Here is a 22,682-nt window from a genome sequence, read left to right on the forward strand (position 1 = left end):
AAGTTGTCATGTTGTGGAAGCTGTCGTTATCGAGTATGCGCAAGATGATGAAGGACTACCTGGTGCTCCTGGTCGGACTCGTCATTTCCATTTCGATTTTTTACATGTTCCAGACGTTAGGCATGAATAGTGAGTACGTGAAAGCGAACTCGATGATCCGCTCGATCGGGATCGTTTTCAATGTAGGGGCCTTTCTGCTGGCGTTCATTACGATCTTCTACATCTTTTACGCGAACTCGTTTTTGCTCTCGCTAAGACGCAAAGAGCTGGGGATGTACATGGTGCTCGGGGCGAAGAAAGCCAGGATCAGCCAGATGTTGTTCGGGGAAACTTTGCTGATGGGAGTTGTCTCCCTTGTGATCGGCAGCCTTGTCGGAATCGTGTTGTCCAGCGGAATCGGGCAATTGCTGATGAGCTTGCTGGACATTTCCACTGAAGGGTACCATCCGTTTTACTTGCCGTCTTTGCTGATGACGTGGGGCTTTTTCCTCGTGCTGTTCCTGATTACGTCGACGATCAACGCCATTCGGCTGGCGCGGGCGACAGAGCTGGATCTTATACGCGCCGAGCAGCAAAATGACAAAGTCAAGGCAAAAGGCGTCGGCACGATTGTCGTGGCTATCCTTGGGATATCGCTGGTAGCTTTTGGCTACTACTTGTTGACTCACCTTAGAGAATACGTCACACTTGGCTTCATCGTCGGGGCTGTCGTGACGACGATTGGGACCTATCTGATCTTTATCTCGCTCTTGCCTGTATTCGTCCAGATGTTGAAGAACAACAAAAAGCTGAACGACCGTCAATTGAATGCCTTCACCTTTGCCCAGCTTCGTTTTCGGGTCAACAACCTGACGAAAATATTGGGAACCGTCGCGATGCTGATCGCCTTGGGCGTCGGCGCGATGGCGGGCGGGCTGGCTTTCCAGCAAAACGTAGAGCTGGTGGCGAGCATCGGGCGCATCTACGACATCACCTTGCACGATCCGGTCGAGGAAGATTATCAGGCACTTGCCAACATGCAAGTGCTGGAGCAAAATACGTATCGCTACAAAAAGGACGAGAAAGCCTACTACTTTACCAAAGAAGACTTGCTGGCGCATCCTCCGCTCATCTCGACCAATACGATGGAGCAGTATTCGCCGGATAACGAGCCAAAGCGGGTGACGCAGCCGCTGCCGGAAAAGGCGTACATCATGTATAACGATCCGGCCGAAGATCCGCAGCTTGCCGCGGTGCCGGATGAGTGGAGCCAAGCGATTTCCCGCGAGTTCATCAGCAGTTACGAGATGCTCTCGGACCATGCCGTGCAAATCGTCGACCAGGAGACGTATGCGGCAATCAAGGGCAGCGAGCACAAAGTTCTCGTGGCGCAAGTGGATGACTACCTCAAGTACAAAGCCGACTTGAAAGCGATGGACGAGCGCCAAATGAAGCTGCTCAAGCCTGAGCATGTTGACGAGGACCATGAAGTCTCCATCAACTCCAAATACAGCACGTACCAGCAAGTGTACGCTTTTACCAGCGGCACGATGTTTATGGGCTTTTTCCTCGGGATTGCGTTCCTGGCGATGATGGCAAGTTGCCTGATGTTCAAAATTTTGTCCGGGGCCACCCGCGACAAAGACCGCTACAGCATGTTGCGAAAAATCGGCGTGCGCAAGGAGCTGCTGGTCGGCTCGATCTACAAGGAGCTGTTTGTCGTGTTCGTCTTCCCGGCTTTGCTGGGCCTGCTGCACGTGCTCGTTGGGATGGAAATGTTTTCGATCATCCTGCTGGACCCATATGTAAACATCTGGATTCCAACGGTCATTTTCGTAGCCGTGTACGCGATCTACTACCTCGTCACAGTTCAGCTCTACCGGGGAATTGTGTTGCCGAAAGAAGTGTAGTAGAAGGAAGTAAAAAGGAAAAATCCTCCTCGCATGAGGGGGATTTTTGGTTGTGGGGCGAGCGCTTATCGTTAGCCAAAGACAGTGGAGTCTATTGCGAGGTGGAATCTGAGGAAGCCCAGGGCTAATGCTTGATCCAATGTACACAACTCAGTTTGAGACGAGGGCAAGTCGATTAGAACTGTCAAACCAGAAAATGTTAGGTATAATAAAGGCGCTCTCCAATGATTGACATTTAAGTATTATAAATGGTGTTTTTTATGCAAAAAAGGAGTTGAGTTTGATGAAGGGGAGAAAAATACTAAAAATTTCGACGTGTATTGTTCTACTCATGACAGTGGTTGCGGGGAACTTTGGTGTTGAAGCTCAAGAAGTAGAGATTACTACCTCAAAAATAAAACAAGGCCCTTTTAAAATTGGCGTAATTGGCTATGAGCAAAATAGCGCTGTCGGTAAAACAATTGAAGAAGCTACCCGTGAACAGAGAAGTCTTGGTAAAGTAGAGGAATCCATCCAAATATTAGAAGAGGATATTCAAGAAATTCCAGATGAGATCGATGCGCTTTGGATCGCTGAATCGAATCTAAAGGACACGAAGGTGAAAAAATGGTATAAACAAGCTAAAAAAGAACACAAGCCTTTTTATATTTTCGGCGAAAAACTTGATGCGGAAAATATCATAAACACTTTTGAACCGGATTTGGGTTTGTCCCCTGAGTATCCGAAAGATTCAACATACTCGCTTGATCTGTTTGGTTACAAATTTGAAAATAACCAGGTGAAATTGTCATCTGTTATCTCGATTAATCGAGAAAATCAACGCTATAATCTGGAAGATCTCGAGAATATCACAAAGAGATACAATATTAAAATAAATAAGATCGCTAACCCTCGAAAATCCCAAAATAGCTTTCTAAGTCCAAATATAGCCAAAGCAGCGGGAATAGACGTGAACCTTCCAGATTCATTTTCAAATATATACACTTGGGAAACGGAAATGAATAACTTTATTGATATTAATTCTACCCAACAGAGACTAGCAAAATCATACCATGTCTGGGAAGTTTATAAAGATGACACTCCCTCTAACCCTGATACAAAAAGCTATGTCTATTTCCGTGCAGACCAGCCGCTTAATGAGATTGAAGTTTTTGAATCGAGAGAATTTGTGGACAGACTTGATGCGGATAAAACAAGTAATATCATTACAAAAGGGTGGCTTCCTGATGATTCCAGTATTTCTGGTAGTGTAGATTTTGATCTTACATGGCCTCCCGGCGCGAGTGTATCTTGGGATACATCTGGAGACATAGAGATTTTTGATTCAAATGGAAGTCTTTCCGGCGATTGGCATGAATTTAAGGTAGAGGACAATGAGTATTTTGATGATGTTCTAAGGGAATCTGATGTTTGGGTATCTTCACAGTCGTACACGATTAGTCAGAATGCAAAGGGACATAAAATAGGTCATGACTTCGAGGCAACAATCGATGGCCATTCTGGCCGAGCAGAGCCAGCGGAGGTTGATAACGGGGATACTTCCGGTAACTTGTACTTCTGTTGAGTGGTAAGAAGGTAAACCCTTTTTAAATCTTATTCCTATTTTCTAGGCACTCGGAATGAACGGAGTGTCTTTTTTTATGCCAAAAAGACCGTCAAAACCCTCGCAAAATCCGGGACAAAACGGTACTTGGGGCGAATGACTACTTCATTTCGCCTCGATCAGCAAGGCACGAAAATCGAACATATCTGCATATTCTAATATTGACAAAGAAAATGATAATCATTATCATTTAATAGTGGAAGACATGACCATCGCCAGTAATCATCTTTAGAATGCTTGCAACGTAAAAAAGGGGGAGTCATCGCATGCGTATCACGAAGTTACCAATCCTGCTCGTCTTTTTGTCTGCCATGCTTCTGTTGGCAGCGTGCGGGAACGGAGGGACTGCTACTCAAAACGCCCAATCCGGTTCCGGGCAGGCACAGCCGGCAGCATCTGCGCAGCCAGAGGCAGACAAGGCGGCGGAAGAACAAGTGCGCACTGTCAAGCACTTGATGGGAGAAACGACAATCAAAGGCGTTCCTAAGCGCGTTGTTGCTCTGGAATGGAGCAGCGCTGAGCATGTTCTGGCTCTCGGCATGCAGCCTGTAGGAATTGCCGATATTCCAAATATGAAAAAGTGGGTCAAGCTCCCTGTGGAAATTGCCCCGGATGTAGTGGACGTGGGAAGCCGCGTCGCGCCAAACTTGGAATCTATCATGCTCCTCAAGCCTGACCTCATTATCGGCATGAAGCGCAACGTGGAAGCGAACTACGACGAGTTGAGCAAAATTGCGCCAACCATCGCGTTTGAATCCAACCCGGCAGAAGGCCAGGGCGATCAATATACCCAAATGATTGCCACTTTTAAGGAAATTGCCGATATTTTGGGCAAAAATGCGGAAGCAGAAAATGTGCTGAAAGAGCTCGACAAAACTTATGCAGAGGCAAAAGAGCGAATTGTCAAAGCTGGCATGGACAAAACGCCAATCGTACTCGCCATGGGTTACAGCAACCAGAACGCAGTAGAATTCCGTCTGTCCACGGACAACTCTACCGCGATCCAAATTCTGAACCGCGTCGGACTGACCAACGCATACAAACCTAAGAAATTTGAGATGAACGGAATGACGACGACAGACGTGGAAGCACTTCCTGCGCTCCAGGATGCCAACTTCCTGCACATCATTCAGGACGATGACAACGTCATCGAGAACCAGTTGAAAAACAACCCGGTTTGGAACGGCCTCAAATTTGTCAAAGAAAATCGCATTTACGCATTGGGCGGCGACATGTGGCCATACGGCGGTCCATTGTCCGCACAAATCATGGCGAAAAAAGCTGCTGATCTGCTGGCGAAATGAGTCTGGCCAAGCGTGAAAGCGATGCCCCAAGCGGCATCCATCAAGCCCCTTCTTCTTCAAGAGAAGGCTTGAGGCCGTTATGGATGCTGCTTGGCGGCCTCGTGCTTCTGGTGTTGCTCACATTTGTCAGCCTGACACAAGGACTGGCTGACATCTCGGTACGTACCGTGATCGAAGCGATCCTCTCCCCACAAGATATTGCCGACCATCAGATGATTCACGGCGTCCGTCTGCCGAGAACGGTGATGGGGCTCTTATCCGGCGCGGCTTTGGCGGTTGCGGGAGCGATGATGCAGACCGTGACGCGAAATCCGCTTGCTTCGGAAACGACGCTGGGCGTAAATGCCGGAGCCTATTTGTTTGTCGTTTTCGGAATGGTTTTTTGGCCGGCGATCCTGCACCAGTACCCGCTGCCATTTGCCATGGCGGGAGGGATACTGGCTGCTGCTGCCGTTTACTACATGGCGGGTGGGCGAAAAGGAACGCCCGTGCGCGTAGCTTTGTCCGGGATGATCGTTACCCTGGTGTTTTCTTCGCTGACCAGTGCCATTATTTTGTTTAATGAAGAAACGACACAGGGCATCTTCATCTGGGGTTCAGGCTCGTTGAAGCAAAACGACTGGACAGGGGTGCAGTTCAGTTGGCCGCTGATTTTGCTCGGGGTGGCAGCGAGCTGCCTGATGGCCAGACAGCTTGACGTGCTCAGCTTTAACGAAGAAACAGCGCAGTCGCTTGGGCAAAAGGTCGGCAAAACGCGCCTGATCGCCATGCTCATCGCGATTTTGATTACGTGTGTCAGCGTCAGCGTAGTCGGGCCGATCGGCTTTATCGGGCTGGTGGCACCGCATCTGGTGCGGCTCAGCGGGCTGACAAGACACATCTGGCTTTTGCCGATCAGTGCGATCTGGGGGGCGGCGCTGCTCGTTGTCTCTGACACGATCTCACGCACGTTTATCAATGCGTACGGCGAGCTGCCTGCAGGTGCGATTACGGCGGCGATTGGCGGGCCGTGGCTGATCTGGCTGGCGATGCGGGTATCCCGCAAGCTGAGCGGAGGCACAGGCTCCGGGGCGCAGACCTCGATGAGCGTAGGCGGCTGGCAGCGCAAAGTTCCGTATCCGATCGTCGTCGTCATCTTGTGCGTGCTGCTCGTCCTCGTCTGGATGTCCGGCCTGGCAATCGGGAATCTGTATTTGCCTTGGGCGGAAATCATCGCCGTTTTCATGGGACAAGGAAACGAGATGTACAGCCAGCTTCTGTTCGAGCTGCGGATGCCGCGGCTTTTGACCGCGATGCTGGCGGGAGTGGCCTTGGCGATCAGCGGCAGCCTCATGCAAAGCGCCGTGCGCAACCCGCTCGCTGATCCGCAAATTGTCGGGGTGACCAGCGGCGCGGGCGTGGGAGCCATCCTCTTGCTGCTCGTGTTCCCGCCGTTTTCCGCGTGGATGCCGCTCGGAGCCATGCTCGGAGGGATTGTCTCCGCAACGATTGTGTATGCGGTGTCGTGGCGGAGAGGCTTGAACCCGATCATTCTCACGCTGGTCGGGATCGCGGTTGCCGCAGCAGGCGCCGCTTTTATCAATATTTTGATCGTAAAAGCACAGCTTTTGGCTGCACCGGCGCTCGCCTGGATGGCAGGCAGCACATACGGACGCGGCTGGACGGAAATAAGCCGACTGCTGCCCGCGATCCTCGTGCTGACTCCGCTCGCCTGGTGGCTGGGACGCCGCGTGGACCTGCTCGCCTTTAACGATGAAAGCTCGATTGGCTTGGGCTTGCAAGTTCGCCGGACGCGACTCGCTGTAGCGGTCATTGCGGTGCTGCTCGCTTCGGCGGCTGTTGCCAGCGTCGGGGCTGTAGGGTTTATCGGCTTGCTCGCGCCGCATGCGGCACGCTTGCTGGTCGGGGCTCACCACCGCAGGGCAGTCGTCGTCTCCGCGCTGTTGGGCGCGGTCTTGCTGGCCGCCTCCGACTTGCTCGGGAGAGTCGTGATGATTCCAAAAGACATCCCGTCAGGCATCGTGGTTGCGCTGTTGGGTGCGCCGTATTTGTTCCTGCTGATGTTCCGTGCGGCAAAAGTACGACAATCGTAGACAGAGATGCGATCCAGCATGATCGAACAAAAAAGGAGTAGTACAGGCGGCTGCACCGACGCTTGGCTACTTTTTTCTTGTACAGATAATGACGAAAGCAAGGATGTGAGTCTGATGAGGAACAGCCGGGGTTGTCATGCTTATGTATGGACTGCTTTTCGCAAGCAGCGGTTGAAAAGAGGCTTTCGTCTGCGGCAACTGCGACTGGAAGAATACGTCCTCTGCTATGTGGCAGAAGGCAGCGGAGAGATTACCGTCAATGGCAAAAAGCATGGAATCGAGGCGGGCACGCTCATCATGCTGACTCCTGCGATGCGCATTGACGAGCTGTCCGTTCCCTCGGGACCGCTGCAGATGTATCGGCTGCACTATACGCGGATCGACGCGGCATCGCCAGCAGGCGGCAAGCAAGCGGCAGCACCCGGCGCACAGAAGCGGCTGGCGGGGGAAGCGGCGGGAGCAGAAGTGTTTCCTGTCGCGTCCGCATCCGCTTTTGTGACGAAGCTGGAGGAGTTGTACCGCTTGGGGCAAGAAGCGGACGAATGCCTGCATCTGCGCGCCCAGTCGTTGTTTTACGACTTGCTCGCCACGGCTTGCGAGGAGCGAAGCGCTCGGGCAAAAGGCGGGGACAGCTCCGTTGCCGCGACGATTGACTACATGAAAAAGCATTTTCGCGAGGCTTTGGACCTCGGGGCCTTGCCCAAGCTGGCCGGGTTGACGCCAAGCTCCTACTGCCGGGCGTTCAAGCGGGCAGTCGGGATGACGCCGGGGGAGTATTTGACGCAGCTTAGGATGGAGGAGGCGAAGGCGATGCTGTCCTCGTCTTCTTCCGCCAACCGCGTCAAAGACGTGGCCCGCAGTGTCGGCTTTTCGGATGAGCTTTATTTCAGCCGTCTGTTCAAAAAGCGGGAAGGCTTGTCGCCGCAAATTTACATGAAGCAGGCGGGCCAGCGCGTGGCGATCGCGAGCAAGCTGTTTTTGCAAGATCACTTCCTCGCGATCGGGATTCAGCCGATTGCCGCCCCGTCGTTTCCCAACTATTTCCCGACGCGAACCGGGTTTCCGGTTTATTTGCAGCAGCGCCTGCGCGGGACGAAGGCGTTGAATGCGGAGCGCAGCATCACGCCGCAGGAGGTTTTGCCTTTGTCGCCTGACGTGATTGTGCAGATCGACACGGGACAGGAGCAGGGGCAGGGAGAGTGGAAAAAGCTCGGGGAGACGTTCATGTTCAACGGCTACTTGAGTTGGCACGAGTATCAACGGCAGATCGGCACGGTTTTCAATAAGGAGAACCAGGCCCAGCGGATTATCGACCACGTGCAAAAAGTGGAGAAAGCGGCAAGAGAGGCGCTTCTCCCCGTCACGCGCCAAGGCGAATGGACGATCGTCCGGGTGCTGGAGAATGAGGTGCGGCTGTACGGGACGGAAGGGCACGCCTTGACCGACCTGTTTTATGACAAGCTCGGCTTCCAGCCCGATCCGCATGTGACACACGCCTCCTACAAGCCTGACGCGTTGATGGAGCTGGTCAGGATCGACCCTGAGCGCATCATCCTGTTCTGGAGCGAAAAAGAGGACGTGGAGCGCCTGTGGCCGAACCCGCTGTGGCAAAGCTTACGGGCTGTTCGGGAAAACAAGGTGTACTATCCGGAGAGCAAAAATTGGGACCCGTGGGGGCCGCTGGGCAGGGAGTACATGATCGAGCAGTGCACGGCGTACTTTTTGCGGGCAATCCCGTCCATATAAAACAGGCAATGGCGTGCATGGAAAAGCGGGAGCAGTCTCTATATACTATCAATTGATAATGGTTATCAATCAAGCGACTGATAGAAGTGGGGGCATATCTCGATATGAAAAGAAAGACCAGCGCACGAACCATGCGCCACATCATGACCAGCTTTTTCTCTCTTTGCATGCTGTTTGTTCTGGCAGGCTGCGGAGGAGGTGCCAATCAGGCACAGCAGACACAGCAGCCAGCCCAGCAACAAGCGACGACGGAGCAAAGCACAACGGCCGCCCAGCCAGCTCCAGCGGAAGCAGGCGAAGTGCGCGAGATCAAGCACGCCATGGGTACGACCCAGATCAAAGGAACGCCGCAACGCGTCATCATCCTGACCAACGAAGGAACGGAAGCGCTGCTCGCTCTCGGCGTGAAGCCAATCGCTGCCGTGCAATCGTGGGAAGGCGAACCTTGGTACGACCATATCAAGGACGAGATGGCAGGGGTAGAGTCTCTCGGCTTTGAAACCGAGCCGAACCTCGAAAAGATTGTATCGCTTTCCCCAGACCTGATTATCGGAAACAAAGTCCGTCATGAAAAAGTGTACGACCAACTGTCCAAGGTCGCGCCAACCGTGTTCGCGGAAGAGCTGTCGGGCAGATGGAAAACCAACTTCGCTCTCTATGCCGAAGCGGTGAACAAAAAAGCGGAAGGCGAGAAGGTGCTCAAGGAGTTTGACGAGCGCGTAGCCGCAGCCAAAGAAAAGCTTGGCTCGAAGACGGCTACCAAAGTATCCGTAGCGAAATTCTCGAAAAAAGGCGTGCAGATTTACCAAAAGGATACCTTCAGCGGTGTCTTGCTCGAACAACTGGGCATCGCGCGTCCAGCTTCGCAAGACGTGAACAACTTCGCGGAGTTCGTGTCCGAAGAAGGCATGTCCGTCATGGATGGAGACGTCCTGTTCTACTGGGTATCGGAAGAAAAAGGCGCCACCGATATTACCAACATGGCGAAAAAGTGGATGGACAGCCCAGTTTTCAAATCGTTGAACGTATCGAAAAACAACCAAGTATTCCAGGTTAGCGAGACGATCTGGAACACGGCAGGCGGCATCAAAGCGGCCAACCTGCTGCTCGACGACATCATGAAGCGCCTTGATGTCCAGTAAATAGCGAGCCAATCCAATAAACAACGCAACGCACAAGACCTCATCCGGGCAAGGGATGAGGTCTTTTTTTGTTTGCAGCCGTGCAAGTGCAACCAAGGCAAAGGCTCCTCTTCCGCCAATGGCAAGGTGCAGCCGCGTTTTCTACTGGGGAGAGACAGCCGTTGCTGTGCGCTCGTATTTTCGCAAATCTTTGTTCCATTCGTAGACGGTGCTCGTCAGCCGCTTCGCGGAGCCTTCCCCACTAAATTTTTTTATCATCCAGCAGGAAAATATTTCTCGTAAGCCCTGGAAAGGGAACAGAACGGGAGGGCGACCACTGTGAAATTTGGAAAAAGTGTCTTTTAGGCTATAGCCTCGATGCGATTATGCGCTAAAATATGGAAGGAAAAATATACCTGTGTAGGATGCTCGGCATGGACAAGGAAGGGGAATCCTTTGTGGATAAAAAAGCCAGGCATTTTGGAGCAGCCAAGGCTGGAAAAGTCGCCCCTACGACTATTCGGGTGAAGATTTTGCCTATGCGAAAAGCAAAGGGCTGATGTTCGATCCGCTAACGATTCATCATGACGAGTGTGTGCGCCAGGTCGTGGAATGGCATGAAAAGGTGCCGAAGGAAAAGGTAGCGGCCGCCTTTTTGCACAGCTTGTCCACCCGCAAGCTGCACTTGCGCAGCGCGCTCTCCAGTTGGGCGTTGACCCGGCAGTTTACGCTGCATCCGTTTGCAAGCAACGCAGGCAGATATACCGCAGCGGAAAACGGCGTCGCCTACGCGATGCACGGGGATTGCTACGTGTGCGACAGCTTCCATATCGCCTCCCGGGAATCGTATGTGGACGAGGATTTGAATGTGCTGAATTTCGAGCGATACAAGTGGGGCGGCGAGGACGGCTATTCCAGGCAGGCGGTACAAGACTTTTTCGGTCCGTGGCTGTAGAGATAGAGGAGGAGAGAAACATGGCGAAAAAATGGCACGAAGACGGAGTAATCCTGTATCCGAAGGCAAGCGATGTTTTTACAGACGAGAGGCTCGCTTGTTACTTCAGGCCGCTGCTCAGCTTTGCCTGTAGGCAGGACGGCAGAGAGTACACGTTTCATTTGCTCGGCACGGATGGCCTTTACTGTGAGAGAGAGTACCGCAATGCGGAAAACAATTTTTTCGGCTTTCGCTACGTAGCAGGCAAGTACGAGTTTCTCGGCGACCTGGCGGTGTTTGGCGAAGGCAACGTGGAGGAAGTCTACGCCTTGCTGCAGGCCGATTTTGCGCAAAACAAGGAAACGTACTGGAAGGAAAAAGTAACGGTTGCGGCGTACAAGGAGCGGATGATCGACGAATTGGCCGAAGTGGCCGATTTTGACGTGGACTACTATGCCGAGGCGTTTTACAGTTACGAATTTACGAAATATCATTACGAGCGGACTGGCGAATTTCGCCATATTACCGAGCTGACGGAAGGCTGGGGCCATGACGATTCGCCAGTGCTGATCGCTCGGGAGACGGCGCAGGAGATGAGCGAAGAGTTTTTCATGAACCTGCAATGGAACGTCAAATTCGATTACGGAATCGACAAGAGCATGGTTTGCGCAGCGACGGAGCGCTTCCGCTTCATGTCCGCGATCGGCGGCGGGACGGTGTTTGCTCTGTGGAAGCCGCAGGAGCAGACGGTTTATTTGTTGGAGTATTTTTCGTGATCGTTCACACACCCTAAATTTTCCAGTTCTTTTTTCAACCATGACATTTGTCATACCCTCGACTTGACGTTTATGACTACAGGGGCCAGCGCGTATTTCTTACAATATAGATAGAAAAATGCGTCTGATGCAACCTGAGTCATCCGCGCAGTTCAATCGAGGAGGTACCAATTGATGCATCAATCGAACATCGCCCAGCTCAAAAAGAATGTGGCCCCCTTTGAAAAAACAGACACCAAGTCGAGCATTCGCCAGATGGTCAACACGATTCTTCCCCTGCTTTTGCTCTGGTATGGCGCCTATCTCAGCCTGTCCGTATCGTACTGGTTGACGTTGCCGCTGGCGATTTTGACAGCCGGCTTTGTCATCCGCACGTTCATCATTTTTCACGACTGCTGCCATCAGTCTTTTTTCAAAAGCCGTCGGGCCAATGACATTCTCGGCACGATCACGGGCGTGCTGACATGCGTCCCGTACGAACAGTGGAAGCAAAGCCACTCCATTCACCACGCGACGAGCAGCAACCTCGACAAGCGCGGTGTCGGCGACATCTGGATTTTGACGGTGGAGGAATATCTCGCCGCTCCGCTTTGGCGTAAAATCGCCTATCGCATCTACCGCAATCCATTTGTCATGTTCGGGATCGGTCCGATTTTTGTATTTGCGCTGCAATACCGCTTCAATCGCAAAGGAGCCCGCCGCAAAGAGCGATTGAACACGTATTTGACCAATGTGTTGCTGGTTGGCCTGTATGCGCTTCTGATCTGGGCGATCGGTTGGCAAGCATTTTTGCTCGTGCAGCTTCCCGTCTTTTTTGTCTCCGGGTTGCTTGGGATTTGGCTGTTTTACGTGCAGCATCAGTTCGAGGATTCGTATTTTGAAAACGAGGAAGAGTGGAGCTACGTGAAGGCCGCAGTAGAGGGCAGCTCCTACTACAAGCTCCCGAAAGTGTTGCAGTGGATCACGGGAAATATCGGCTTCCACCACGTGCATCATCTGAGCCCGAAGGTGCCAAACTACAATTTGGAAAAAGCGCACAACGAGACGCCGCCGCTGCAAATGGCGACGACGATTACGCTGTCTACAAGCGTGAAATCGTTGCGCTTCCGCCTGTGGGATGAAGAGAGCAAGCGTTTTGTGAGCTTCAAGGAAATCAAGGAACGCAAACAGCAGCAAGTCAAGCTAATGTCGGCATCGGCTGAGGCGATTATCGACGCGCTGCACAGCAAAAAAGCCAGTTTGGAAAGAAAATAAGCCTGCCCGAATCCCCTGCATTCCGATACACTGATAAGTAGTGGCGAAGAAAAAAAGGTGGGCATCCATGCAAAAGTGGTATCACATTCTCCATAAAAACACGGGCCTTAGTCCTTATGTGTGGGTTGTTTTCTACATCCTGCCGTTCTACTTCATCTTTCGCTCGTCGTCCACGTACGAGGTCGTGAGCGGAATCGCGATGATTATCCTGTTTTTCGTCTGCTACGTCCTGGCGTTTCTCTCCAAGGGCTGGCTGATTTACTTCTGGACCAGCTTGCAGATCGTGATTTCGATTGCGATGACCGTCATGTTCGGCTATGTGTACTTCTCGCTGTTTCTGGCGTTTTTCATCGGCAATATCCAGAACAAGATCGGCTTTATCACGCTGTACACGATTCATTTGATTAGCACCGTCGTGACGATCAACATGGGCTTTCTCTCGAAAAACGCGCAGCTTTTCAACCAGTTGCCGTTTGTGCTCGTCAGCCTGATCGCCGTCATTCTGCTGCCGGTGACGACGTACAACTGGAACAAGCGGGAAAAGCTGCAGGGAGAGCTGAACCACGCGAACAAGCGGATATCCGAGCTGGTCAAACTGGAGGAGCGGCAGCGCATCGCCCGCGACCTGCACGATACGCTGGGGCAAAAGCTGTCCTTGATCGGCCTGAAAAGCGACCTGGCGAGCAAGTTGATCTATAAAAACCCTGTGCGCGCGCAAACGGAGCTGGAGGAAATCAGGCAGACGGCGCGAATTGCGTTGAAGGAAGTGCGGGAAATGGTCACGCAGATGCGGGGGACGCGGCTTGCGGAGGAAATGTTCCGCATCAAGCAAATTTTCAAGGCGGCGGAAATCGAGTTATCCGTGGAAGGCGATCCGGATTTGAAGCACACCTCCCTGATGGCGGAAAACGTGCTCAGCATGTGCCTCAAGGAAGCCGTCACAAACGTCGTCAAGCACAGCAACGCCACGGCATGCTCCATCGTCATCGAGCCAGCCCGGACGGATCTGATCGTGCGCGTCATCGACAACGGCAGCGGGATGGCAGAGGAATCTGTTTGCCGGGGGAACGGGCTGCGCGGGATGCGGGAGCGGCTGGAATTTGTCAACGGCAGCATGGACATTCAGTCGTCGGAGTCTGGCACCCAGGTCGTCTTTCGGGTGCCAAACGCCTTCCAACAACCGGAAAAGGAGGCGGGATCATGATTCGCATCGTCATTGCAGAGGATCAGCGCATGCTGCTTGGCGCCCTGGCTTCGCTGCTCGATCTGGAAGAAGATATGCAGGTCGTCGGGAGAGCGAGCAATGGCGAGGATGCCGTCAAGCTGGTGCATTTGCACAAGCCTGACATCTGTATCATGGATATCGAGATGCCTGTAAAAAGCGGTCTGGATGCCGCAGAGGAGCTGAAAGGCAGCGGCTGCAAGGTGATGATCCTGACGACCTTTGCCCGTCCCGGCTACTTCGAGCGCGCGCTGAAGGCCGGGGCCAACGGCTATCTGCTCAAGGACAGCCCGAGCGAGGAGCTGGCCAGCTCGATTCGCAGCATCATGGCGGGCAAGCGGATTTACGCCCCGGAGCTGGTGGATGAGGCGTACGGACAGGAGAATCCGTTGACCGAGCGGGAAAAGGAAGTGCTGCTGCTGATCGCGGACGGCAAAAACACGAAGGAGATCGCCAGCCAGCTTTTCATTACGACGGGGACCGTGCGCAACTACATTTCCGTCATTCTCGACAAGCTCGGCGTGAGCAACCGGATCGAGGCGATCATGCATTTCAAGGAAAAAGGCTGGTTCAAGTAGCCAAGTAGTCAAGTAGTCAAGTAGTCAAGTAGCGAAAACGGGAGCATAGCAGGAGAGGCCCTTTCTGTAGCAGGCAGGAAGGGTTTTTTCGTGCAACTAAGGCTGGGCAAATGGCTTGGCGCAGCCAAGTTTTCTAATGCGGCATGTTGGTGGAGTGGCCTGTTGACGTAGCGGGATGCGTGCGGGGGCCGGGCTTTTCTTTTTTAGTCAGAAAAGTGCGAATGCTTTATTTTCTTTCCGACCTGTGCTAAAACTAAAGCTAAGCAACTTTGTAAAGCCATTGGAGAAAATAATGTAAGCGGTAGCAATCATTTTGCAGGAATCAGAGCAACGGAAGGAGTGGACGCGCATGGCACGGGACGAGTATGCGATTGGATTGGACTTGGGTGGGACGAAAATATTGGCAGGACTGGTGCACAGCAGTGGAAAAATGCTCGGACAGACGCTGCTGCCTACGGCTTCGCAGGAAGGAGCGGAGGCGGTGATCGACAGAGTGTTGGCGGCGATCGAAGGCGTTTTGGCTGCGGCGCAGGTGGAGCGGCGAAGCGTGCGCGGAGTCGGCATCGCCTCGGCCGGAGTCATCGACAGCGCGGCTGCCGAAGTGATTTTTGCGGGCAATCTCGGCTGGCGGAATGTTCCGATTGGCAGGCTGATTGCAGACAGGTTCGGGCTGCCTGTCCGGCTGATGAATGACGCGAATGCCGCTGCGGTGGCGGAGTGGATGTGGGGCGCGGGCAAGGGGACGCAGAACATGATCTATGTGACGGTCAGCACGGGAGTCGGGGCGGGGATCATCAGCGGCGGCCAACTGGTGCAGGGGGCGGAAGGCGGGGCTGGCGAGTTCGGCCACATTTCCATCGACTGGAACGGCCCGTTGTGCGGCTGCGGCAACCGTGGCTGCCTGGAGCTGTACGCTTCCGGGACGGCGATTGAAAAGCTGGCGCGCAAGCAGGTCGAGGCGGGCGAGCTTGTTTTGGCAGGTGCAGGCGGTGCCTTGACGACGGGCGAGGCGTTGACGGCAAAAGCGATCGGAGAAGCGGCGCTTGCCGGAGATCGCGCCTGCATCGAGATCGTAGAGCGGGCGGGCTTTTATTTGGGCGTGGGCACGACCAGCCTGATTCATCTGTTCAACCCGGAAGTAATCGTCTTCGGCGGAGGCGTCATGAACGCTTCGTCCATCCTGCTTGCGGAAGCAGAAAAAAGCGTCAGGGAACGGTGCATCCCGTCCATGGCGAACCAGGTGAAATTCGCGCTGCAACAGGTCGGCGTAGAGGCGGGCGCGGTCGGGGCGGCAGGGTCGTTTTTTTCGTGGGACGGGCAGGAAGCAAATCTTCCCATTTTCTCGCGGAAACTATATTGCAAAGATTAAGATTATTTTGTATCATTCAATTAATAACTCCACTGAAAAAATAAATTAACCAGTTAAACGACACAGGGGGGAAACATCCGCATGGAAAAGGTAAAGGTTGCGGTGATCGGGGCAGGCTCGATTTCGGACATGCACCTGCAATCGTATCAGCAAAATGACCGCGCACAGTTGCAGGCCGTCGTCGACTTCAACGAAGCACGGGCGAAGGAAAAAGCAGAAAAGTACGAGGCGGCGGCGCACTACAGCAATCTGGAGGAAGCGTTGGCTGACCCGCAGATTGACGCGGTGAGCATCTGCACATGGAACAACACGCACGCCGACATTGCCGTATCCGCTCTGCGCGCAGGCAAGCACGTGCTGCTGGAAAAGCCGCTCAGCACCTCGGTAGAGAGCGCCCTGCTGATTGAGGAAGCGGTAAAGCAGAGCGGCAAGCGGCTCCAGGTCGGCTTCGTCAGAAGGTACGACACCAATGCGCAGTTGCTCAAGCAGTTTATCGACGCGGGCGAGCTGGGAGAGATTTATTACGCCAAAGCATCCTGCCTGCGCCGGTTGGGCAATCCGGGCGGCTGGTTTGCGGACAAGGAGCGCTCCGGCGGCGGGCCGCTGATCGACCTCGGCGTACATGTGATCGACCTGTGCTGGTATTTGATGGGCTGCCCGAAGGTTGCGACCGTAAGCGGCAATACATACAACAAGCTCGGCAACCGCGCCCACGTCAAAAACTTGTCTTTTTACAAAGCGGCTGACTACGATCCGAGCAAAAATACGGTCGAGGATATGGCAAACGCGCTGATCCGCTTCGAAAACGGCGCTTCCCTGTTCGTGGATGTCAGCTACACGCTGCACGCCAAAAAAGAGGAGCTGGCCGTGAAGCTGTACGGGGACAAAGGCGGCGCAGAGGTGGAGCCGGAGCTTTCCATCATCACGGAAAAGCACGACACGATCCTCAACGTCACGCCGCAGATCGACAAGCTGTCGTTTGACTTCAAGCAAGGCTTTCAAAATGAAATCGACCACTTTATCTCATACATTTTGGGCGAAAAAGAGACACTCAGCCCAGTGGAACACGGCGTAGAGATGATGAAAATTCTCTGCGGCATTTACGAATCGGCGCAGACCGGACGCGAGGTCGTCTTCTCTTCCTGAGAAAAATGGCGGCCGTGCCCAGCAGCGGACATCCAGATTGCATCCATAAACAAGATTGCATCCATAAACAGAACCTTGTAAGGGGGAAAAGGGGAATGAAAAAAGCATCGTACTTGCGAGCAGCATCTGTCTTACTTTTTTCAGTGGCATTACTTTTTGGATGTTCCAGCGGAGGCGGGACTCCGGCAGCGTCGACCAACACGGGCGCGAACACGGAAACGGGCGCACCGCAGAAAGACCAGATGGTGATCGCCGTAAACGAAAACTTCATCACGATGGACCCGCAAAATACCGGGGATGCCCTGTCCTCTGGCGTGCAAACCTCGATGTATGAAGGGCTGCTGATTTACGACAAAGACTTGAAGCTCATGCCGGGGCTGGCGACCGAATATTCGGTCAATGAGGACGCGACCGAGTACACGTTCAAGCTGCGGCAAAACGTCAAGTTCCACGACGGCACGCCGTTCAATGCCGAAGCGGTCAAAATCAACTTCGACCGGATGAGCAACCAGGACAACAATCTGCGGGCGTACCGCAACTACAAATACATCAAGAGCACAGAGGTTGTCGACGAGTACACCGTCAAAGTGACGCTGACCCAGCCGTTTTCCGCGATGATTAACAAGTTCACGACAGGCATCATCAGCCCGGCGGCATTGGAAAAGTACGGCAAGGAAATTTCCAAAAACCCTGTCGGCACTGGCCCTTACAAATTCGTGGAATGGGTACAAGGCGACCATCTGACCGTCGAGCTGAACCCCGATCACTGGAACAAAGGCGCGGCCAAGGTCGGGAAAATCGTTTACAAGCCCGTGCCGGAAAACGGCTCGCGCGTAGCGATGCTCAAAACTGGCGAGGCCGATGTCATCTATCCGCTGCCAGAGCAACAGGCCGAGACACTTGGCGGAGCAGAAGGCGTCAAGGTGGAGCGCACGCCGTCCACGATCACCCGCTACGTCTCGATCAACATGCTGAAAAAGCCGTTTGACGATCTGCGCGTGCGCCAGGCGATCAACTACGCGGTCGACAAGGATGCGTTTATCAAAGTGGTGAAGGCAGGCTACGGCACGCAACTGGAATCGGTCATGTCCCCGACGATCGCGCACTACGCCAAGCAGGGCGTCTATGAGTACAACATTGAAAAGGCGAAGCAACTGCTCAAGGAAGCGGGCTACGAAAACGGCTTTACAACAGAAATCTGGGGCAACACGAACTCCGACACGATGAAAGGCATGCAGTTCATCCAGCAACAACTGCAAAAAATCGGCGTGACTGTAGAAGTGAAGTCGATGGAGGAAGCGACGCTGTCGGACGAAATCTACGGCATCAAATCGCCAGAGGAAGCGAAGATGAACATGTGGTACGTTAGCTGGTCTTCGGCGGACCCGGACAATGCGATGCGCTCGTTGTTCAGCAGCGAGAACTTCCCGCCAGCGGGCGCCAACACCGCTTTTTACAAAAACGACATCGTGGACCAAAGCATCAAGGAAGCGACGCAGTCTTCCGATGAAGCCAAGCAAAAAGCGCTGTACGGAACGGTTCAGGAACACGTCTTCAAGGATGCGCCGTGGATTTTCCTGGCGGTCGACGAGATTTTGTACGGCAAGCGCGCCAACGTAAACGGCGTCTACATCACGCCGAGCGGCGGCATCTATGTGAGGGAAGCGGCATTCCAATAACGGTTTTTCTGGCAGCGTTGGGTCGCTGCTCGCAGCCCAACGCTGCTTTCCTATTACGTTTTGGTCGCAACAATCAAGAAAAGTCTTTGGGAGAAGGAAAGCATGGCGTTGCCATCCGCTGTGCTTTCCCATCCGTTAGGGGGAACCGCTAAATGTTCCGTTATATCGTCAAAAGGCTCATCGAGATCATCCCGATCATTTTCGTCGTGTCCCTGCTCATTTTCTTCTTTATCCACCTCGTCCCGGGGGACCCTGTCCGCTTGGCGGCGGGAAAAGACGCCACGCTCGAAGAGATTACCCGCGTGCGCCAGGAGCTTGGACTGGACAAACCGCTGCTGTTGCAGTACGTCACCTATATGCAAAACCTGCTCACGGGCAATCTCGGCCATTCCTTGAAAACAGGGCTTCCGATCAGCGACATGTTTGCCAACCGCTTTACGATTACGATGAATTTGACATTTATGAGCCTGGGCTGGGCGCTCGTCCTGGGGCTGCTCATCGGCACGGTCTCCGCTGTCTTCCGCAACAAATGGCCGGACTACGTGGGGATGCTGACGGCGATTTCCGGCATTTCCTTGCCGGGCTTTTGGCTGGGGCTCATTCTCATACAAATTTTTTCCGTCACGCTGGGCTGGTTCCCGACGGGCGGAGTCGACGGCTGGAAAAGCTACGTGCTGCCTTCGCTGACGCTGGGCGCGGGGATCATGTCGATGCTGGCCCGCTTTACCCGCTCCTCGCTTCTGGAGACGCTGAAGGAGGACTTTATCCGCACAGGCCGCGCCAAAGGCTTGAAGGAGTCCGTCGTCGTTCGCAAGCACGCGCTGAAAAACTCGATGATTCCCGTCGTGACGATCGCCGGGTTGCAATTCGGCTTCCTGTTGGGCGGCTCGGTGGTCGTGGAGACGGTGTTCAGCATTCCGGGCATGGGGCGGCTTTTGGTCGACTCGATTGCCTTCCGCGACTATCCGGTCGTGCAAGCGGTCATCCTGCTGTTTTCGCTGGAGTTCATTCTCGTGAACTTGCTGGTGGACATTTTGTACAAGGCGCTCAATCCGAAAATCCGTTATGAAAGCTAGGCGAAGGGGGGCGAGGTAAATGGAAGTAGTAAAGGAAATCGGCCAGACAACGGGCGTTGCCGTGGAACAGAAAAGCTCCAGGGCGCGGGAGTTCTGGAAAAAGTGGAAGAAGCAAAAGACGGCGTTCTGGGCCGGATTTTTCATCCTGTTTTTGCTGCTCGTGGCGATTTTCGGCCCGGCGATTGCCCCGTATGATCCGTACGAGCCGAACTACGACGCCACGCTGCAGACGCCGTCGATGGCGCACTGGGCGGGAACGGATGAGTATGGACGGGATATTTTGAGCCGGATAATCGTCGGGGCGCGTCTCTCGCTCGGCGTCAGCTTTACCTCGGTATTTGTGGGGGCTGTGCTCGGAACGATTTTGGGGCTGTGCAGCGGCTACTACGGCGGCTGGATTGATCGGCTTATCATGCGCGGCAGCGACGTGATGTTCGCTTTTCCCGACCTGCTGCTCGCGATCGCCATTGTGGCGATTCTCGGCCCCGGCTTGACGAACGTGGTGGTGGCCGTGGCGGTGTTCAGCATTCCGTCGTTTGCCCGCCTGATTCGCGGCAATACGCTGGCGGCCAAGGAAGCGGTCTTCGTGGAAGCGGCGCGCTCGATGGGGGCAAAAAGCAGCCGGATCATCTTTCGCCACATTTTTCCGGAAACCGTCTCCAGCATGATCGTCTTCTTTTCGCTCAGGATCGGCACTTCTATCTTGGCGGCTTCGAGTCTCAGCTTTCTCGGTCTGGGCGCAAAGCCGGAGAGTCCCGACTGGGGAGCCATGCTCAGCATGGGGCGCGATTATCTCGCCACTTCCCCGCACGTCGTGATGATTCCCGGCCTGGCGATTTTCCTGTCGGTGCTGGCGTTCAATCTGGTAGGGGATGGCCTGCGCGACATTCTGGACCCGAAAACGAAGAACTAAACGAGGGAGTTGGGGCAGATGAGTGAAAACATCATCGAGGTTAAGCATCTGCAAACACAGTTTACGAGAGATGAACGCAAGACGGTCGTCCTCGACAACGTCAGCTTTCATATAAAAAAGGGCGAAGTGCTGGGCCTGGTCGGGGAATCGGGCTGCGGCAAGAGCGTCACCTCGCTTTCGATCATGCGGCTGTTCAAGGATACGACGGGCGAGATCACGCAGGGAGAAATTCGCTACAACGGAACGAATCTGCTGTCCATCTCGGAGAACGACATGCGCCGGATTCGCGGCAAAGAAATTTCGATGATTTTTCAGGAGCCGATGACCTCGCTCAATCCGGTGATGAAAATTGGCGAGCAGTTGATGGAGGCGATTCGCCTGCACCTTGGCTATTCGGACAAGCAAGCGCGCGAGCACGCGGTCAACATGCTGACAAAGGTAGGGATTCCCCGGCCGAAAGAAATTTTGGGCGAGTACCCGCACCAGCTTTCAGGCGGGATGCGGCAAAGAATCATGATCGCCATGGCGATGTCCTGCCATCCCAGCCTGCTGATTGCCGACGAGCCGACGACGGCGCTCGACGTGACGATCCAGGCGCAAATTCTCGACGTCATGAAACAGTTGCAGGCGGACGAGCAGATGTCCATGCTGCTCATTACGCACGATCTGGGCGTCGTCGCGGAGATGTGCAACCGCGTCGTCGTCATGTACGCCGGGCGGGTCGTGGAAGAGGCGTCCGTCTACGACCTGTTTGACGATCCGCAGCACCCGTACACAAAAGGGCTGATTGGCTCCGTCCCGAAAATCGGCCAGAAGCGCGACAGGCTGGATTCTGTCCCCGGCAATGTGCCGACGCCGAACAACATGCCAAAAGGCTGCAAATTCGCTCCGCGCTGCAAGGACGCGATGCCGCTCTGCTGGGAGCAGGAGCCGGCGATTGCGAGCGTGGGCGAGAACCGTTTTTGCCGCTGCTGGCTGTACGATGCGGAAGGGAGGGGGGCCAATGCGTAAACCACTGGTGCAGGTAGACGGGATCAAAAAGACGTTTCCGATCGACAGCGGCCTTTTTTCCAGCAAAAAAAGCGTGAAGGCCGTCAACCGCGTCTCCTTTGTCATCCACGAAGGCGAGACGTTCAGCCTCGTCGGGGAGAGCGGCTGCGGCAAATCGACGACCGGACGGCTGGTCACGCGGCTTTTGACCCCGGATGAGGGCAAAATCTGGATCGCGGGCGAAGAAATTTCGAGAATGAACGAGACGAAGCTGCGCGAGGTGCGCAAGCAGGTGCAGATGGTGTTCCAGGACCCGTACGCTTCGCTCAATCCGCGGATGAAAATTCGCGATGTAGTCGCAGAGCCGCTGGTGATCCATACGAAGCTGTCCCCCAAGGAGCGGGAGCGAACCGTCGCCGAGACGCTGGAGGTCGTCGGCCTGAACAGCTACCACGCGGAAAAGTTCGCCCACGAGTTCAGCGGAGGGCAGCGGCAGCGCATCGGGATCGCCCGCGCCCTGATTTTAAAGCCGAAGCTGATCGTCGCCGACGAGCCGGTCTCGGCGCTCGACGTGTCCATCCAGTCGCAAATCCTCAATCTGCTGAAAGATTTGCAGGAGGAGTTTCATTTGACGTATTTGTTCATTTCGCACGACTTGAGCGTGGTCGAGCACATCAGCGACAAAATCGGCGTGATGTATTTGGGCAGCCTCGTGGAGTCCGGGCCGAAGGAGACGATTTTTGCCAACCCGCAGCATCCGTACACAAAAGCGCTGCTGTCCTCCGTCCCGATTCCCGATCCGCGCGCGAAGCGGGAGCGCATCATTTTGCAGGGGGATGTCCCGAGCCCGGTAAACCCGCCGGCAGGCTGCCTGTTTCATACGCGCTGTCCGTATGCGATGGACATATGCAAGACGACACCGCCAGATTTGCGAAAGGCGGCAGACGACGATCATCTGGTCGCGTGCCATCTGTGAACGGCATGCGCGG

17 protein-coding genes and 1 pseudogene are annotated in these 22,682 nt (G+C 54.3%); all 18 read left to right on the forward strand.

Annotated elements, in window-relative coordinates; translation table 11 throughout:
- Positions 1-8 precede the first annotated feature (8 nt).
- The 18 genes and pseudogenes from AC3WJN_RS13860 to AC3WJN_RS13945 all read left to right on the forward strand — a co-directional run bounded on the left by AC3WJN_RS13860 (position 9) and on the right by AC3WJN_RS13945 (position 22,669).
- Positions 9-1,889, forward strand: a complete 1,881-nt coding sequence (locus AC3WJN_RS13860; protein WP_007780103.1) for an ABC transporter permease — start codon at positions 9-11, stop codon at positions 1,887-1,889.
- Positions 1,890-2,172: 283 nt separating this feature from the next.
- Positions 2,173-3,453: a hypothetical protein gene (locus tag AC3WJN_RS13865; RefSeq protein WP_007780100.1), complete on the forward strand. Its 1,281-nt coding sequence runs from the start codon at positions 2,173-2,175 to the stop codon at positions 3,451-3,453.
- A 305-nt stretch (positions 3,454-3,758) separates the two neighbouring features.
- Positions 3,759-4,796 (forward strand): ABC transporter substrate-binding protein, encoded by a 1,038-nt coding sequence (locus AC3WJN_RS13870; protein ID WP_005830841.1) that lies wholly within the window; start codon positions 3,759-3,761, stop codon positions 4,794-4,796.
- A complete protein-coding gene (fhuB, locus tag AC3WJN_RS13875) occupies positions 4,793-6,889 on the forward strand; it encodes a Fe(3+)-hydroxamate ABC transporter permease FhuB (protein ID WP_081494690.1) in 2,097 nt (698 codons plus the stop codon). Before AC3WJN_RS13870 ends, fhuB begins: the two co-directional genes overlap by 4 nt.
- Before the next feature lie 114 nt (positions 6,890-7,003).
- Positions 7,004-8,635 (forward strand): helix-turn-helix domain-containing protein, encoded by a 1,632-nt coding sequence (locus tag AC3WJN_RS13880; RefSeq protein ID WP_005830837.1) that lies wholly within the window; start codon positions 7,004-7,006, stop codon positions 8,633-8,635.
- Positions 8,636-8,739: 104 nt separating this feature from the next.
- Complete coding sequence (locus AC3WJN_RS13885) at positions 8,740-9,777, forward strand: ABC transporter substrate-binding protein (RefSeq protein ID WP_007780089.1); 1,038 nt, start codon at positions 8,740-8,742, stop codon at positions 9,775-9,777.
- A gap of 451 nt (positions 9,778-10,228) precedes the next feature.
- Positions 10,229-10,657, forward strand: a pseudogene (locus tag AC3WJN_RS13890) (hypothetical protein); the annotation flags it as partial.
- A 74-nt stretch (positions 10,658-10,731) separates the two neighbouring features.
- Positions 10,732-11,466 carry a hypothetical protein gene (locus AC3WJN_RS13895; protein ID WP_007780082.1) on the forward strand — a complete coding sequence of 245 codons (735 nt, stop codon included), beginning with the start codon at positions 10,732-10,734 and terminating at the stop codon, positions 11,464-11,466.
- Positions 11,467-11,640: 174 nt separating this feature from the next.
- A complete protein-coding gene (gene desA / locus AC3WJN_RS13900) occupies positions 11,641-12,720 on the forward strand; it encodes a Delta(5) desaturase DesA (RefSeq protein WP_005830828.1) in 1,080 nt (359 codons plus the stop codon).
- A gap of 67 nt (positions 12,721-12,787) precedes the next feature.
- Positions 12,788-13,924: a sensor histidine kinase gene (locus AC3WJN_RS13905; RefSeq protein WP_005830826.1), complete on the forward strand. Its 1,137-nt coding sequence runs from the start codon at positions 12,788-12,790 to the stop codon at positions 13,922-13,924.
- The gene (locus tag AC3WJN_RS13910) at positions 13,921-14,520 is read left to right on the forward strand and encodes a response regulator transcription factor (RefSeq protein WP_005830825.1); all 600 of its coding nucleotides are present in this window, start codon (positions 13,921-13,923) and stop codon (positions 14,518-14,520) included. Before AC3WJN_RS13905 ends, AC3WJN_RS13910 begins: the two co-directional genes overlap by 4 nt.
- 349 nt (positions 14,521-14,869) lie before the next feature.
- Positions 14,870-15,889, forward strand: a complete 1,020-nt coding sequence (locus AC3WJN_RS13915; RefSeq protein WP_007780077.1) for an ROK family protein — start codon at positions 14,870-14,872, stop codon at positions 15,887-15,889.
- Between the two features lie 81 nt (positions 15,890-15,970).
- A complete protein-coding gene (locus tag AC3WJN_RS13920) occupies positions 15,971-17,035 on the forward strand; it encodes a Gfo/Idh/MocA family protein (protein ID WP_005830821.1) in 1,065 nt (354 codons plus the stop codon).
- A gap of 95 nt (positions 17,036-17,130) precedes the next feature.
- On the forward strand, positions 17,131-18,714 hold the full coding sequence (locus AC3WJN_RS13925) for a glutathione ABC transporter substrate-binding protein (protein WP_007780070.1): 1,584 nt from the start codon (positions 17,131-17,133) through the stop codon (positions 18,712-18,714).
- Positions 18,715-18,866: 152 nt separating this feature from the next.
- Positions 18,867-19,790: a nickel ABC transporter permease gene (gene nikB / locus AC3WJN_RS13930; protein WP_007780066.1), complete on the forward strand. Its 924-nt coding sequence runs from the start codon at positions 18,867-18,869 to the stop codon at positions 19,788-19,790.
- Positions 19,791-19,809: 19 nt separating this feature from the next.
- The gene (locus AC3WJN_RS13935; RefSeq protein ID WP_007780063.1) at positions 19,810-20,703 is read left to right on the forward strand and encodes an ABC transporter permease subunit; all 894 of its coding nucleotides are present in this window, start codon (positions 19,810-19,812) and stop codon (positions 20,701-20,703) included.
- A gap of 18 nt (positions 20,704-20,721) precedes the next feature.
- Positions 20,722-21,714 carry an ABC transporter ATP-binding protein gene (locus AC3WJN_RS13940; RefSeq protein ID WP_005830814.1) on the forward strand — a complete coding sequence of 331 codons (993 nt, stop codon included), beginning with the start codon at positions 20,722-20,724 and terminating at the stop codon, positions 21,712-21,714.
- A complete protein-coding gene (locus tag AC3WJN_RS13945) occupies positions 21,707-22,669 on the forward strand; it encodes an ABC transporter ATP-binding protein (RefSeq protein WP_007780060.1) in 963 nt (320 codons plus the stop codon). Before AC3WJN_RS13940 ends, AC3WJN_RS13945 begins: the two co-directional genes overlap by 8 nt.
- The last annotated feature ends 13 nt before the right edge of the window (positions 22,670-22,682 follow it).

The organism is Brevibacillus sp. FW306-2-1A-C05A (assembly GCF_058781555.1).

What these genes read in the sequence shown, in the direction of transcription:
- AC3WJN_RS13860 (WP_007780103.1), top strand. Translation starts at nt 9, where the DNA reads ATGTTGTGGAAGCTGTCGTTATCGAGTATGCGCAAGATGATGAAGGAC.
- AC3WJN_RS13865 (WP_007780100.1), top strand. Translation starts at nt 2,173, where the DNA reads ATGAAGGGGAGAAAAATACTAAAAATTTCGACGTGTATTGTTCTACTC.
- AC3WJN_RS13870 (WP_005830841.1), top strand. Translation starts at nt 3,759, where the DNA reads ATGCGTATCACGAAGTTACCAATCCTGCTCGTCTTTTTGTCTGCCATG.
- fhuB (WP_081494690.1), top strand. Translation starts at nt 4,793, where the DNA reads ATGAGTCTGGCCAAGCGTGAAAGCGATGCCCCAAGCGGCATCCATCAA.
- AC3WJN_RS13880 (WP_005830837.1), top strand. Translation starts at nt 7,004, where the DNA reads ATGAGGAACAGCCGGGGTTGTCATGCTTATGTATGGACTGCTTTTCGC.
- AC3WJN_RS13885 (WP_007780089.1), top strand. Translation starts at nt 8,740, where the DNA reads ATGAAAAGAAAGACCAGCGCACGAACCATGCGCCACATCATGACCAGC.
- AC3WJN_RS13895 (WP_007780082.1), top strand. Translation starts at nt 10,732, where the DNA reads ATGGCGAAAAAATGGCACGAAGACGGAGTAATCCTGTATCCGAAGGCA.
- desA (WP_005830828.1), top strand. Translation starts at nt 11,641, where the DNA reads ATGCATCAATCGAACATCGCCCAGCTCAAAAAGAATGTGGCCCCCTTT.
- AC3WJN_RS13905 (WP_005830826.1), top strand. Translation starts at nt 12,788, where the DNA reads ATGCAAAAGTGGTATCACATTCTCCATAAAAACACGGGCCTTAGTCCT.
- AC3WJN_RS13910 (WP_005830825.1), top strand. Translation starts at nt 13,921, where the DNA reads ATGATTCGCATCGTCATTGCAGAGGATCAGCGCATGCTGCTTGGCGCC.
- AC3WJN_RS13915 (WP_007780077.1), top strand. Translation starts at nt 14,870, where the DNA reads ATGGCACGGGACGAGTATGCGATTGGATTGGACTTGGGTGGGACGAAA.
- AC3WJN_RS13920 (WP_005830821.1), top strand. Translation starts at nt 15,971, where the DNA reads ATGGAAAAGGTAAAGGTTGCGGTGATCGGGGCAGGCTCGATTTCGGAC.
- AC3WJN_RS13925 (WP_007780070.1), top strand. Translation starts at nt 17,131, where the DNA reads ATGAAAAAAGCATCGTACTTGCGAGCAGCATCTGTCTTACTTTTTTCA.
- nikB (WP_007780066.1), top strand. Translation starts at nt 18,867, where the DNA reads ATGTTCCGTTATATCGTCAAAAGGCTCATCGAGATCATCCCGATCATT.
- AC3WJN_RS13935 (WP_007780063.1), top strand. Translation starts at nt 19,810, where the DNA reads ATGGAAGTAGTAAAGGAAATCGGCCAGACAACGGGCGTTGCCGTGGAA.
- AC3WJN_RS13940 (WP_005830814.1), top strand. Translation starts at nt 20,722, where the DNA reads ATGAGTGAAAACATCATCGAGGTTAAGCATCTGCAAACACAGTTTACG.
- AC3WJN_RS13945 (WP_007780060.1), top strand. Translation starts at nt 21,707, where the DNA reads ATGCGTAAACCACTGGTGCAGGTAGACGGGATCAAAAAGACGTTTCCG.